Annotated in this window: 8 protein-coding genes; all 8 read right to left on the reverse strand. The window is 57.2% G+C overall.

From position 1 onward, the window contains the following. Nucleotides 1–432 precede the first annotated feature (432 nt). Nucleotides 433–3,483: a T9SS type A sorting domain-containing protein gene (locus K0B87_07345; GenBank protein ID MBW6514554.1), complete on the reverse strand. Its 3,051-nt coding sequence runs from the start codon at nucleotides 3,481–3,483 to the stop codon at nucleotides 433–435. Between the two features lie 132 nt (nucleotides 3,484–3,615). After that, nucleotides 3,616–4,836 carry an amidohydrolase family protein gene (locus tag K0B87_07350; GenBank protein MBW6514555.1) on the reverse strand — a complete coding sequence of 407 codons (1,221 nt, stop codon included), beginning with the start codon at nucleotides 4,834–4,836 and terminating at the stop codon, nucleotides 3,616–3,618. Continuing rightward, nucleotides 4,833–7,511, reverse strand: coding sequence for a CRTAC1 family protein (locus K0B87_07355; protein ID MBW6514556.1), 2,679 nt, complete (start codon nucleotides 7,509–7,511; stop codon nucleotides 4,833–4,835). Before K0B87_07355 ends, K0B87_07350 begins: the two co-directional genes overlap by 4 nt. Next, nucleotides 7,511–8,392, reverse strand: a complete 882-nt coding sequence (locus tag K0B87_07360) for an Hsp33 family molecular chaperone HslO (GenBank protein ID MBW6514557.1) — start codon at nucleotides 8,390–8,392, stop codon at nucleotides 7,511–7,513. Before K0B87_07360 ends, K0B87_07355 begins: the two co-directional genes overlap by 1 nt. Next, complete coding sequence (locus tag K0B87_07365; GenBank protein ID MBW6514558.1) at nucleotides 8,382–9,893, reverse strand: SpoIID/LytB domain-containing protein; 1,512 nt, start codon at nucleotides 9,891–9,893, stop codon at nucleotides 8,382–8,384. The genes K0B87_07360 and K0B87_07365 overlap by 11 nt, the downstream gene beginning before the upstream one ends. Before the next feature lie 17 nt (nucleotides 9,894–9,910). Then, a complete protein-coding gene (gene metG, locus K0B87_07370; GenBank protein ID MBW6514559.1) occupies nucleotides 9,911–11,926 on the reverse strand; it encodes a methionine--tRNA ligase in 2,016 nt (671 codons plus the stop codon). Next, a complete protein-coding gene (locus tag K0B87_07375; protein ID MBW6514560.1) occupies nucleotides 11,923–13,098 on the reverse strand; it encodes an aspartate kinase in 1,176 nt (391 codons plus the stop codon). The genes metG and K0B87_07375 overlap by 4 nt, the downstream gene beginning before the upstream one ends. A 420-nt stretch (nucleotides 13,099–13,518) precedes the next feature. Continuing rightward, the coding region (locus K0B87_07380; protein MBW6514561.1) for a transposase at nucleotides 13,519–13,670 on the reverse strand (152 nt) is incomplete at its 5' end.

Here is a 13,670-nt window from a genome sequence, read left to right on the forward strand (position 1 = left end):
GAATCGGCAAAGGCAGCAAGGCTGCCTTCAGAAGATGTCTGTGACAACCGTCGCTGCTGACCAACCCCGCCGCAGGTGGGGTGAAGGACAATAGACGGCGGCTTCAGCCGTCGTGTTTCATGATCAGGCCATCCATGTTTCATGGCCCCACCCCCTCTGCATACTCAGATTCTGAGTTTGCAGAGGGGGTGGGGAATTCTGGCCAGATAAATATGAACTCCATATAAACCCGGGATGAATCCCGGGCCTATTGTCCTGCACCGGTTGAAACCGGTTTGTATAAAGGCGTAGCGGTCTTTGACCGCTGTGGCAGATCGGAATTTGCCACCCCTTCAATCTGCGTCTGAATATCTGACCCACTTGGTTTGAAAGAGAGCCAAAAGAAAGCCCGGAGTAAAACCCCGGGCTTCCGCTATGCTGTGTTTGAGAGTGTTATTTCATCAGCACCATGCGTTTGGTTTGGCTGTGGGTGCCGTTGCTGAGGCGGTAATGATAGATCCCCGAGGAGACGCTTTTGCCGTTATTGTCCGTGCCGTCCCAGACGACCGCGTGGCTTCCCTTTTCGAGCATTCCTTTGAACAGGGTCCGGACCAACTGGCCCCTCGCGTTGTAGATGGAGAGTTCGATGGCGGGCGAGGCTTCCTTGATCAGGAGGCTGATGCTGGTGCTCGGGTTGAAGGGGTTGGGATGGTTCTGGAGCAGTTCGAAGGAGCCCGGCGCCGGAATGGCGGGGTCATCGGCGGAAACGGTCTCATTGGAGAGTTTCTGGGCATAGAGGCCCAGGATCTCGGTCTTGCCGCTGGAACGGCCGTCCGCCCAAACAGCGTAGGCGACGTTGCCCTTGGTGACGAGCAGGGGATTGTACTGCATCTTGCTGGCGGTGTTCAGGACGTTCCCTTCCGGAGCTCCGGAGACCATGGTGCCGTCGGGCTGGATATACTTGTAATACAGGTCGGATTCGAAATCGTAATAGTCGGCCCAACCGACCACCATACCGCCGTTGTCGAAGCGGGCGAGGCTGGGATTGGACTGAGTGCTGTCGCGCAGGACAACGAAATTGCCGAGATCTCCCCAGAGCGGAGTTCCGGCGAGGCTATACCTTTGGGCGATGATATCGTGCATGCCGTTGATGTTTTCGCACCAGGCAAAGACAATGTCGTCGCGGAAACCGTCATGGTCAACCAGGGTGGGCATATCCTGCTCGCGCCCGTAATCGGCCAGGTTCACCCCCAGGGGGTCCCACAAACGTTCGCCAGCCTCTGAAAGATGCTGTCCCCAGTAGTTCTGGATGAAGTCCTCGCGGGCGTCGCGCCACATCACGAAGAGGCCCTGATTGGTCTGGGTGCTGATCGGGAAGCGCTGGACGGTATCCCAACTATAGTGGGTGGAGGCCTTGAGCCCGGCTTCAGGCCAGCCGGCGGCGGAGTTGCCAAGGGTATCGACCTTTTTGACATACACGCTCTGGGTGGCATCCATGGGGTCGTAGCGCTGCCAGACGTAATAGTTTTCCTTCATATCGTTGAGAGTGCATTCGCTGTTCAGGTCCGCGCCAGAGAGGGTGGAGATCAACACGCCGTCGGGCCCCCATTGCTTCTGATTGTTCTGGATCATCTGGCCATAGACGTGATAGCGGAAGCTGGTGCCCACCTCATCGTAATTCGACCAGCCGACGTAGTATTGGCCCTGGTCGGCTTTGTAGGTGATCCTGGCATCTTTTTGCCGGATGGGGCTGCTATCCGTGAGCACCATGCCCGTGTCGCCCCAGAGGCGGTTTCCGGCTGGATCCAGAAGCTGGAGATAGATCTTGGGGTCGTCGTGCCGCTTGTCTTCCCAGGCGATGGCGATGTGGCCGTCCGGAGTGACGACTGCGCTCGGCTCGATCTGGTCGGCGCCGGTGCTGAGGGTCACGGCGCGGCCGTTTTCCTCGAGGGCGACCGTTCCGTCAGGATTGAGGAACTGGAAGAAGATCTGATAGCCCAGGTTGGCAAAACGCGTATCCTGCCAGATCAAGACGACGTCGTTGGCCCGGGGCAGGATCAGATAGTTGTCCAAAGGCGTGTCGCCGGAAAGGCCCCAGAACACGACTTCGCCGTTATTGGCCAGAAGCTGGGTCCCCGTGGGCGAATAGACCTGGTAATAGATGCCCACGCTGCCGTTGCGGATGTCCATCCAGTTGATGAACACGTTTCCATTCGAGACCTTGACCAGTCCGCTGATCTGCTGGTTGGGCGCGGTGCAGACGGGCCTGCCGTTGGGTTCCCAGAGCGAGGCGCCGGTGGAGGATAGGTGCTGGGCGTAAATGTCTTCGTTGGGCGAATTGCCGTTGCGCAGGTCATCCCAGACGACATAGCAGCCGCCAGCCCCGTCAGAGGCCATGCGGGGGCCGATCTGGGCGAATTCGGCCACGCTGAGGGCCACCCCGTCTGCGCCCCAAAGCAGATTGCCGTCGGCGCTGACCTTTTGGGCGAAGAGGTCGGGATTCTGGCTGTCCAGCCGTTTGTCTTCCCAGATGATGATAACGGCATTATCGCTGGTGGCGACGATGCGCGGATTGAGCTGGGTGGCGAAATCAGGAGAGCCGGAATCGCCGTAAACTATGAAAGGATCAGGCCAGAGGACCTGACCGGCGAGATTGATCTTTTGGGCATAGATGTCCGGATCGGTGTTGCGCTGGTCTTCCCAGGTGAACACGAATTCGCCGTTCGTGAGGGTCGCCATGCGCACCCTGCCTTGGTTTCCGGGGGCGTCGGAGAGCACGAGGATCTCCGGCCAGGCCATCACGCCGGAGGGGAGAAAGCGTTTCACGTAGATGTCTTCCGCGCCAACGTAGGAGTGGGTGTAGCCGATCACGAAGCCGCCCTGTCCGTCGGGAAGCATGGTGTTTTGTTCCTCATCGCCGAGGCCATTGGCGATCGGGATGCCGTTCACGGCCCAGACCGGGTTCCCGGAGGCATCAATGCGCTGGCCATAGAGGTCCTTGCTGGGGTTGCGGGAATCCGACCAGATGATGTAGGCGCCGCCCTCGGCGTCCGGCTCCATGTTGAGCGCGATCTGCACCTGGGCAGCCGTGCAAACGGGCTTTCCGCCAGCCGGCCAGAGCAATTGGCCGTCGCTGGTGATCTTCTGGGCATAGACATTGCCGTCCAGGTCGTCGTAGAAATCGATCCAGGCGATGATGAAATTGTTGTCCGAGGTCCTGGTGATGACGGGGTCTTCCTGCCGGTCCGGCTTGCCGTCGATCAAGAGCGGCTCGCCCCAGACGAGGTTGCCCTGGGCGTCGACTTTCTGGGCCCAAAGGTCACGCTCGCCCAGCTTGGTGTCGGACCAAACGTAGATGGCGCCGCCATCGGCGGTATCTGTGCCGGTGCGGAACCATTCGATGTTCACACCCTGGCGGATGGGGACGGCGTCGTCCCAGACCACCGCGGCCGCAAGAAAGTTTATCGATCCCAAGAGCAGGATGATGAATATTATGTTTCTCACATGTCTCTCCTTATGTTGTTTGTGAAATATGCAAACCACTCCGGAAGGGCGGTTCGGACGCTTTAAGATCTAGGGTTTTGTCTATGGTATGCAAAAATCTTTCCAATACCGGGAAAAATGGGAGAGCCGGGATCAGGCTTGGAAGACAGTTTTTCCGGCTATGACGGTCTCAGCCACCGGGAATTCATGGCCCCAGAAGCAAAGCGCGGAGAGGAGGTCGGGATCGGGGATGGGTTGCCTGGGCAGCTTGAGCAGGCAGAGGTCGGCTTCCTTGCCGGGTTCCAGGCTGCCGATCCGCTTTTCGAGGTTCAGGACGGCGGCGTTGCCCAGGGTGATGTGGTAAAAGATGCGTTCCGGTTTGAGGGAATAAGCACTCTGCCGGTAATTGGCCAGTTTGGCGTGATAGAGCATGCTGAGGGTGGTTCCGGCCGCAACATCGCTGCCCAGGCCGATGGCGATCTTTCTGGCAGCCAATTCAGAGTAGTTGAACTCCCCGCTCTTGAGGAAGAAATTGGAGTCCGGGCAATGGGCGACGCGGCAGCCGTTTTCCGCCAGAGTATCCATCTCCTTGTCCGAGAGATGGATGGCATGGGCCAGGATGGTCTTGGGGCTCAGCAGGCCCAGGCTTTCATAGAGCTGGGTGTAGGATTCAGAGCCAAAGAGCTCATTAACCCTTTTGATCTCATCCCTGTTCTCGGAAAGGTGGGTTTGGATCCAAGCTTGATGTTCGCGGGCAAAGCTGGCCATTTTTTGCAGCAATTCCCTGGAGCAGGAAAGGGCGAAGCGGGGCGTGAAGATATAGTCCAACAGGGGAGAGGCCTGATGGAAGCGATGATAGAGCTCGATGCTGCTCTCAAGGGCGTAATCTGTGGTTTGGAGGAGTTCCGGGGGGCTGTCCATGTCCATCAGGGTCATGCCGATGAAGGCCCGTGCGCCCAGCTTTTGGGCAGTCTCGAAGGCGATCTCGCAGGCGCTGTGGTAGGGGGCGGTGTAGATCACGGAAGTGGTCGTTCCGCAGGCAAAGAGGGCGTGAAAGAAATCTTCGGAGATGGAGCGGGCGTAGGCCGGGTCTTGGGAAAGGGCTTCCGCTGGAAACACGTGCTTGTCCAGCCAGGCCAGCAGAGAGGGTTCATACAAACCGCGGATGCGGTATTGGGAGAGGTGGACGTGGATGTCGATCAAACCCGGCAGGGCCAGCAGGTCTCGCCTGTCTTCGCAATCGGCGTCCAGGGCTGGATCGTAAGGACGGAGGCCGGTGATCAGCCCTTTATCCAAACAGACCACGTGATCGCTAAGCAGGACAGCGCTATCCGCGTCAATTGGGTTCAGGACCTTGGTTCTGATCTTTCTCATTCGGCTCCCCCATGAATGTGTTCGATAGCCAGGACCTTGCTGTGGCCCAGGCCGAAATGCAGTTCCTGGCTGTTTTGGGAGGTGGTTCCCTTGGCTGAGGAAAGCTCCCGGATCAACTCGCGTGTACTGCCATCGGAATCCTGGAGCAAGACTCTCACGCGGCTCCCGAAGGCGGGAGTATTGGGATATTGGTAATAATCCCTCCAATCCTCGATCAGCTGGACTTTATCCTTGGCCCAGACGGGTTTGACGAACAGGGAGCGGTTTTTGGTCCTGGTCCGGTTGATCAGGATCCGGGTCCCGTTGCCGCTGCCCACCACCAGATCGGCCAAGCCGTCGCGGTTCAGGTCTGCCGTGGCATTGCCCCAGCCGTTGTAGACCCTGGCCCCGGCAAGGAAGGTGATGTCCGTGAAAGTGCCGTCGCCGTTGTTTTTATAGAGGTAGGAGCGGTCGTTCTCGTAGACGGAGGTGATGAAGAGGTCCAGGAATCCGTCGTTGTCCGCATCCAGCCACAGGGGGTCGGAATGCAGTTCGTCATAGGTTATCCCAGCTGCGCGGGTGACATCGGTGAATTTCCAGAACCACAGGGTGTCGGCTTCGACCACACGGTAGCCCAGGCCGTCGTTACGGAGCAATTGGCTGACGTCCGAGATCTCAATGTAACGTGGATGGGCGAGGTTGGCGATGAAGAGGTCCAGGTCGCCGTCGTTGTCGAAATCGCCCCAATCCGCGCCGATGCTGTGGCCGTAATAGCCGTCCTTGTATTTTCCGCTCAGGCCGTAGAGGGCGGCCACGTCCACAAACAGCTGATCACCTTGTTTCCAGCAGAAATTACGGTTCAGGCGATAATTGGTGACCAGGATCTCCTGCTTGCCGTCGTTGTCGAAATCAGCGGGGGCCACGCCACGTCCGGCCAGTCCGGGGTCGTCCGCGTAATGGGGCAGCAGAAAACCCAGGCTGGCCGCCGCGTCTGTGAAATAGCCCTGTTCGTTGCGCCAGAAGGAATCGGGATAGCCTCGCCGCTGCTGCCATTTCTCATAGTTGGCCGTGTACAGACTGGGATAGCCCTGGCCGTCGATGTCCACCCAGGCCGCGCCTTCGGTGGGGAAGCCGTCGTCGATGTCACCGGCGCGCTCGTTCACCTTCACGAACCGGGTGCCGTCCATGTTTTTCATCAGCGCTTCGCCCACGCCTTCGGAGTCGTGTGAGATCGTGGCCAGATCAAGCAAACCGTCGCGGTTGAAATCCGCCCACAGTCCTCCGTTGCTCCTCAACTCCGTCAGATTGGCTTCTTCGCTCACGTCTTCGAAACTTTGGCCATTGTTGTTCCTGTAGAGGGCGTTGCCGTTGAAGAGGATGTCGTTGAAGCCGTCATTGTCGTAATCTCCGATGGCGACCCGGGTGTAGCGCTTGTCCGGGAAGCCGTGTTCCGCGAAGACGATCCCGCCATATTGCATGAGTTTGCGCGCCCAGTCGAGCGCTTTGCCCCTGATCCGCAGGCGGGAGTGGATGCTTTGCAGGGCTTGAAGCGCGGATTCATCATACTTCTTTCTGGGAGCGCCATGGACCAGGGAGCGGGTGAAGCTGAGTGCTGCCTCGTTCAGGCAGGCCTTCCTGCGGCAAAGTGAATTCACCAATCCCCGCCAGTAATGAAGCTCCGCCAGTTCGCCCCGGTCGTTGTTGGCAAATTGGACCGTGCCGAAAGCCTGGAGCAAAGAGTTGAAGCTGGCGTCGGGTTTCCTCAGGAGCCCCAGGAGCTTGTCCTCATCTCCGTAGAGGCCCCTGGCCGCCAAAAATCTGTAGTAACCTGCCTTGGCCCGGGTGAGAGCCAGCCTGTTTTTCCATTCCTCCGGAGTGTATTTGTCATACAGCACCTGAACATTCTCTTCTGAGGAATAATCATCAAGAGCGGAATTCAGCATGGCCGTGACCTGATCCAGGATCCCGGAGTTGGCGTTTTCATCCTGCTGACGGCGATAGCTGGGGCTCATCAGATAAAGGGTGGAGATGTATAGGAACTCGCTCGATTGCCAGCCCTTGTTTTGGATGAACTCGTCCATCAGGTCGAACCGCTGCTGCTGCGAGAAGTGGTAGAGGCGGTAATAATAGGCCACCTGTGACCATTTGGAAAGCGGGAATTGCTCGTCGAAGCGGTCAAGCAGGGCCATGGCGAGGGAGTCTGAGCTTTCCACGCTGATCTCATCGATCCAGGCTTTGGCCAGCTCTTCGATGATGGGATTATAGCCTCGCAAGTGGCGGATCTGCTCCAGATATTCCTCTTCGGGAGTGCCATAAAGGAAGTAATCGAGGATGATCATATCCTCGGGCGCGGAGTATTCCTGCTCCATCCGCTCCTGTATCTGTTTGATTTCCAGGCTGTCCAACTGCATGCTTTCCGCCAGGCGAAACCATTCCAGGGCGTTTTCCAGGGAATGGTGCTGAAGCGCGAGCTGTTCATGGCAGCGCAAGGCCAGATCAGGCTTGCCGGCCCTTTGGGCATAGTCCAGGGCCAGTTTGAGGTCTTCGTAATCTCCCTCCAGCAGGTTTTCCAGATTCTGGGCATGTTTTTCCAGGATGTGGAATTGTTCGGTATCCAGCAGGAACGTGACGTCCTCAGACGTCAGGGCAGACAGCAGGCCCGCGCCAAGCAGGCAAAAAATCAAAAAGTATCTCATTAATCCTTCTCCAGGGAAGCGATGATCCGATCGATGTCCTCTGTGCTAAAATTGTATCTGGCAGTGCAGAAATGGCACTCAGGCTCGATGCCTTCCCTCATTTCCTCCAGTTCCCGCCTGCCCAGCAGCCTCAGCGCCCTTTCGAAACGGGACCTGGAACAATTGCAGCGAAATTGGACAGAGTGGACGGGCTGCAGTTCCATCTCGCCTTCGGGAAAGACGAAGCGGGCCAGGACCTCCCGGATCGTGAGCCCCATGTCCATGAGGTCGGAAACGTTGGGTGTTTGGCCCAGGCGGGCGATGATCTGATCGGCAAATAGTGGTTGGGCGTGGGGCAACTGCTGAATGATGAATCCGCCCGCGGCCTTGATGGAAGCATCCTTGTCGATCAGGACCCCGAGGTTCACCGCGGTGGGGATCTGTTCGGATTGGGCATAGTAATGGGAAAGGTTTTGGGCAACCTCACCCTCGGACAGGGCTGTGTAACCAAGGCTGGGCTGCTTGCCGGGGATGCTGCGGATCACGCTGAGCGTGCCTTTGCCCAGATGTCTGACGGGATAGAAGTTTTCCCGCGCCTCTTCCAAGAACAGCCGGGGATTGAAGGCGTAGCCACGCACAGCGCCGTTTTGCCCGCAGATCACCAGCCCGCCCTTAAGGATGCCGTCTCCTTCCAGACGCAGGCTGACCTCAGAGTTTTCCGCCTTAAGGTCCAGGCTCAGCATGGCTGCCGCGGAGATCATTTTTCCCAGCAGCAGGGTGTTGATGGGGGAAAGGTCGTGCAGATCGCGGGCTGTTTGGACCGTATGGGTCGATTCCACGGCCAGGACCCGGAACTGTCCGGAATGTGCGGTCCCCCGCCAGAGGATGTCTTCAGCGGGCATGGCCCATCCAATCTGAGCAGATGCGGGTTTCCGGATAATAGTGGGACAGGATGTCCCGGTAGGTGGCGCCGTTTCTGGCCCGGTCCAAAGTGCCAACCTGGCACATGCCCACTCCATGGCCAGAACCCTTGCCCTTGATGGAGACCGTGGCCGGGGGAGTGATGGACACGCCGCCGTTTTTGTCCATGGAATAAGCCCCCCGGATGTAGAAAAAGGAGGATTTGGCGGAGCCGAAAGCCTGGCGGATCTTGTATTCGCTGGTTAGGCGGACCGTTCCGGACCCGTGGAAGCTCATGTCCGTTATCCGGCCTGAACTACCCCGTTTGTTGATCACGATCCGGCTGATGCTGCTCAGGCCTACGTTTCTGGCCAAAGCCTGCCGGGAGATACTCTTCTGCCAGGATACGGAGGCCTTTTCCCAGGAACTCATGCCTTGGGTGGAAGTGTTTGTCTCGATCCAGCGCCGGGCCTGGTTTTCCTTGCTCAGGTCGATGCTTTCCGCGGCTTCGATGCAGGTGACGCCCATCAGATGGGGCAGAGGGCTGCCGTTCCAGATGTTCTCTGAGGAATCGGTCTTTCCCCCGCAGGAACTGTGGTAGGTGGCGTCGGCGATCCTGTCTCCGGCGAGCAAAACTTCTCCCCGCGTGGCGCTCACCGCTTCCAGGATGCTCTCGTTGAGCAGGTGTTCACCTTTGTAAACCTGGCAATGGGTGCTGTTGCAGAGGTCATAGCCGTCATTCTTGTGACGGTTGTAGAGCAGCAGGCTGACGGCGTGGGTCCTCGCCGCCACGGCCTGGGTTTTCAATGCTTCCAGTGGGGCGGTGCTTCCGATCTCGTTTTGGATCACCCCGGCGATGTATTCTTCCAGGGGCAGGAAATGGGTCAACACCATCTTCCCGTTGATCGTCTTGAGGATGAAATCGCCGCTGTAGCCAAGTTTGACGCCTCCGATAAACAGGGGCGTGGCGCTATGGATCAGAAGCGGAGTTTCGAAATAGTATTCTGGGCCGCCGGTCGTCTTGACACGCACCGTGGAGTTGATCAGAGGGATGTTCTGGATCTGGTTTTCGGGGATGCCTGTCTCCCGCGCGTATTTCCTCGCTCCTTCTATCCCGGCAAAGGTGATTCCTTCGAAGATGAGGTTTTCCCGCTTGATCACCAGAGTGCTGTCCTCCCAGGCGAAATACTCGCGCAGGACGCCGTCAGAATGATCCGCCCAGGGCTCGACCCGGCTGAGCAATCCCCAGAAGGCCAGCTTGTCCGCGTTGGTCAGGCTGATGTTCAGGTTTCCTCTAAGCAGCCGGGAGATCGGAGAGGCCTGCTCAGAGACGGTAAGTTCCGCCTGCGCTGAACCGCTGGTTTCCAAGCTGATCTGGGTCCCGGAACTGAGCAGGACCTCCAGGTAGAGTTGCCCGTTCCGGTATTCAGCTGCCGGCAAGCTGCACAACAGGATGAGAGGCAGCAAACAAAGTAATGCTTTAATTAGATACTGATATCTCATTGTTGGGCATGAAGATGTTATTTTACGGTCGAGCCAGGCAGGCAATCCCGGGCAGGAATTACCAAACTCAGCTTTCCCTCGCTGTGCACGGCCAGGATCATGCCGCGAGAAAGGATCCCGCGGATCTTGCGGGGCTCCAGATTGACCAGCATGACCACCTGTTTGCCGATGATATCCTCAGGCGTGTAGTGTTCAGCGATTCCGGCCACCAGTTCCCTTTGCTCGCTGCCGATATCGACCTTGAGACGCAGGAGCTTGTCGGTCTTGGGAACAGAATCTGCTTCCAGGACTTTGGCCACGCGGATGTCCAGGCGGTCAAAATCTTCATAGCTGACCTGTTCCTTGACCGGTTCTGTTGACTGGACTTCCTCGGTTTGGGCTGAATTCCTGCGCAGGCGTTCGATCTCGGCCTCGATCTGGGCATCCTCGATTTTGAAGAACAGCCTGCTTGTATCCTGCAAGGCATAATCGTGGCAAAGATCCTGCTTTTCCCATTCGGAGAGGGCTTTCAGGCCCAGCATGGCGCGCAGGCGGTCCATGCTCCTGGGCATCACCGGCCAGAGGGCGACAGAGGCCAGGCGCAGGATGCACAGGCATACGTAAAGGGTTTCCTGGACGCTGTTTTTATCGATCTTCACTTCCGCCCAGGGCTTGCGTTCATCAAAGTAGCGATTGCCCAAACGGGCGATGTCCATGGAGAGCTTGCAGTTCCGTTTTACGCTGAACTCGCCGTATCCGGAATCGATCTGATTGAATAGCTCAATGGCTTCGTCCAGAGTCTCTCTCCCAGCTTTGGAAAGGTCTTGGGCCGGAATGTGGCCATCAAAGTTTTTCGCTGCAAAGGCAAAGACCCGGTTGGCCAGGTTGCCCAGAACGTTGTTCAGTTCGCCATTCACCTTCTGCTGGAAATCCCGGAAGGAGAAGTCGCTGTCGCCCCTTTCCGGAGCGTTGGCGGCCAGGTAATAGCGCAGATACTCGGCGGGAAATTTCTCCACAAATTCATCCACCCAGATCGCCCAGTTCTTGCTGGTGGAGATCTTTTGGCCTTCCAGGTTCATGAATTCATTGGCGGGGATGTCGTGCGGCAGGCAATAGGTTTTATCCTGTCCCATCAGCACGGCTGGCCAGATCAGGGCGTGGAAGATGATGTTGTCTTTGCCGATGAAATGCACCAATCTGGTATCCGGATCAAGCCAGTAATCCTTCCAGCGCTCGGGCTGGCCGATCCGCTCAGCCCATTCGACCGTGGAGGAGATATAGCCGATGGGGGCTTCAAACCATACGTAGAGCACCTTTCCCCCGGCGTCCGGGAGCGGAACGGGAACGCCCCAACTCAGGTCACGGGTGATGGGGCGCTCCACCAATCCCTGTTCCAGCAGATTGAGCATGAAATTGCGGACGTTTTCCTTCCAGTATTGCTTTTTGCTGATCCAGTCGGCCAGTTTTTCCCGAAAATCATCCAGTTGCAGGTACCAATGGGTCGTTTCCCGGATCACGGGCCGGTTGCCGCAGATCTTGCAGGCTGGCTCCAGCAGGGTGGTTGTCTCGTAGATCTGGCCGCAAACGTCGCATTGGTCGCCCCGGGCGTTCGGAGCCTTGCAGCGGGGACATATCCCCTCCACATAGCGGTCCGGCAGAAAGCGCTTGTCGTGCTCGCAATAGAACTGTTTGGTGACCTTGGGGATCACGTGCCCCTTGTCGTAGAGGGCGCTGAAAAATTCCTGGGAAATGGTGTAGTGCTTGTCGCGTGACGTGCCGGAAAAGTTGTCGAACTCGATGCCGAGGTCGATGAAGGCGGCTTGGATGGAATCGTGATAGCGTTTGACCACCTCGGCGGGGCTGACCCCTTCCTTGTCCGCGGATATGGAGATGGGAGTGCCGTGTTCGTCAGTCCCGCAGATATAGATCACATCCTCGTGGTGGAGCCTGAGCCAGCGGACATAGATATCGGCAGGCAGATAGGCCCCCGCGACGTGTCCGACGTGTAGTTTGCCATTGGCGTAGGGCAGGGCGCTGGTGACCAGGTATCTCATTTATCACCTCCGATGAAGGCTTCATGCAAGGCCCGCACGCAATTTCGCACCTCGGCCGAGGGCAGCGTCAGTTCGATCGTTTTCTCGCTGTGCTGGACACGCTGGATGGCGAAGGGCTGGCAAACATCCAGGGTTTCCGCCAGGAAGCCGGGATCCAGGTTTATCCCCAGGCCGACCAGGGTCACACAGCCGAGTCCCGCGTCAGATCTGAGCACGGGGACCTGGTGCTGGTCCAGGATGTATTTGACTTCGCTGTCGTATTTCTCTTCGATCATCAACTCCACCTGGCCGTTTTCCACAAAATACCTGTAGATCTCGTTGTTCCAGTTCTTCAGCAGCTCGCGGAGCTTCCGGTCGTTGGCCACCACATGGCGCAGCAGGTTTTCCTTGTGCGCGATGGCTGTTATGTTACGCTCTTCCATGTTCTTTCCTTCAATCTGTGTATCGCCGCAGATCAGCGTTCCCGGGGCGAAGGTGAGTGAACTTTTCACTTCCACGGGGATTCCGTATTTACTGGCAAATTCGATCGAGCGGGGATGCATCACCCTGGAACCGTTGTAGCTGAGGGCCAGCATCCTTTCGTAATCTATCCGGGGGATCAGTTTCGCGTTTGGCACCAGTTTCGGATCGGCTGTGAAAACGCCGTCCACATCGGTGTAGATGTCGCAGTTCGCAGCTTGCAGGTAACAAGCCAAAGCAACCGCGGAAGTGTCCGACCCACCGCGCCCGAGGGTGGTGATCTCCTTGGACTGGCTCACACCCTGGAATCCGGCCACGATCACGATCTTGCCCTTGTCCAGTTCCTGGTTGATACGAAAGGCGTTCACGTTCAGGATGCGGGCGTTGCCGTGCTTGGCGTCGGTGATGATCCCGCTCTGCGAACCAGTGAAGGAAATGGAGTCGAATCCTTCTTCCTGCAAGGCCAGCGAAAGCAGGGACATGCTTATCCGCTCACCCGCGGTCAGCAGCATATCCAGTTCGCGGCGCGAGGGATGGCCGGTGATGCCGTAAGCCATCTTCATCAGCTCATCCGTGGTTTTGGCCATGGCCGAGATCACCAGCACCAGGGAATCCCCGTCCCGGTGTTCGGACGCGATCTTTTTCGCGATATTCCGGATCAATTCGATACTCCCCACGGAAGTACCGCCAAACTTCTTAACGATTATTGCCATAACTATCCCTCATCAATGAAAGCCCTGCCTTGTCAAGATTTTTCTTGTATTGGGCTGCCTGCCTGGATATTGTGAGAGGCCGATATCTTGGGTCGAGGGAGCCGGAAAGTATTCTGGAGTCGAGCGCGCCCTAGCGAGCCTAACACAGGAAATATGAGATTGTCTGATCTTTGGAATCTGCCGATGCCAAATACTTATTTACCTGAAGTTTTGGAATAGAATTTGCATTACAATATTTAAGACCTTTGCGTAATTGCTTTATACTGGCATGACAGGGCATGGTTCGGAAAGTTATCTACAACATCCGGAGATTCATCGTCCCGATCGATGAAAAGTCCCTGGATTCCCCACTATTTTGTCACTATTTCAACCCATTTTGCCTTTTTTCAACCCAATTCACGGAATCTGGACGGATTTTCCCTATACAGGGCTTAACGAAATCAGTTTCATACCCCTTTTTATGTTAAAGGCCAGGCATCTCATCTGGAGGTAGAAGGTTGTTTTGGATAGGCCAATATATCTGGTTCGGCTCCAACCATAACTTCGTTTCAGGGAACCAAAGGTTCTTTCCA

This window comes from Candidatus Syntrophosphaera sp., from assembly GCA_019429425.1.
Lineage (GTDB): Bacteria > Cloacimonadota > Cloacimonadia > Cloacimonadales > Cloacimonadaceae > Syntrophosphaera.

Coding starts and splice junctions, on each gene's coding strand:
- K0B87_07365 (MBW6514558.1), bottom strand. CDS start 9,893: ATGAGATATCAGTATCTAATTAAAGCATTACTTTGTTTGCTGCCTCTC.
- K0B87_07350 (MBW6514555.1), bottom strand. CDS start 4,836: ATGAGAAAGATCAGAACCAAGGTCCTGAACCCAATTGACGCGGATAGC.
- metG (MBW6514559.1), bottom strand. CDS start 11,926: ATGAGATACCTGGTCACCAGCGCCCTGCCCTACGCCAATGGCAAACTA.
- K0B87_07360 (MBW6514557.1), bottom strand. CDS start 8,392: ATGCCCGCTGAAGACATCCTCTGGCGGGGGACCGCACATTCCGGACAG.
- K0B87_07355 (MBW6514556.1), bottom strand. CDS start 7,511: ATGAGATACTTTTTGATTTTTTGCCTGCTTGGCGCGGGCCTGCTGTCT.
- K0B87_07375 (MBW6514560.1), bottom strand. CDS start 13,098: ATGGCAATAATCGTTAAGAAGTTTGGCGGTACTTCCGTGGGGAGTATC.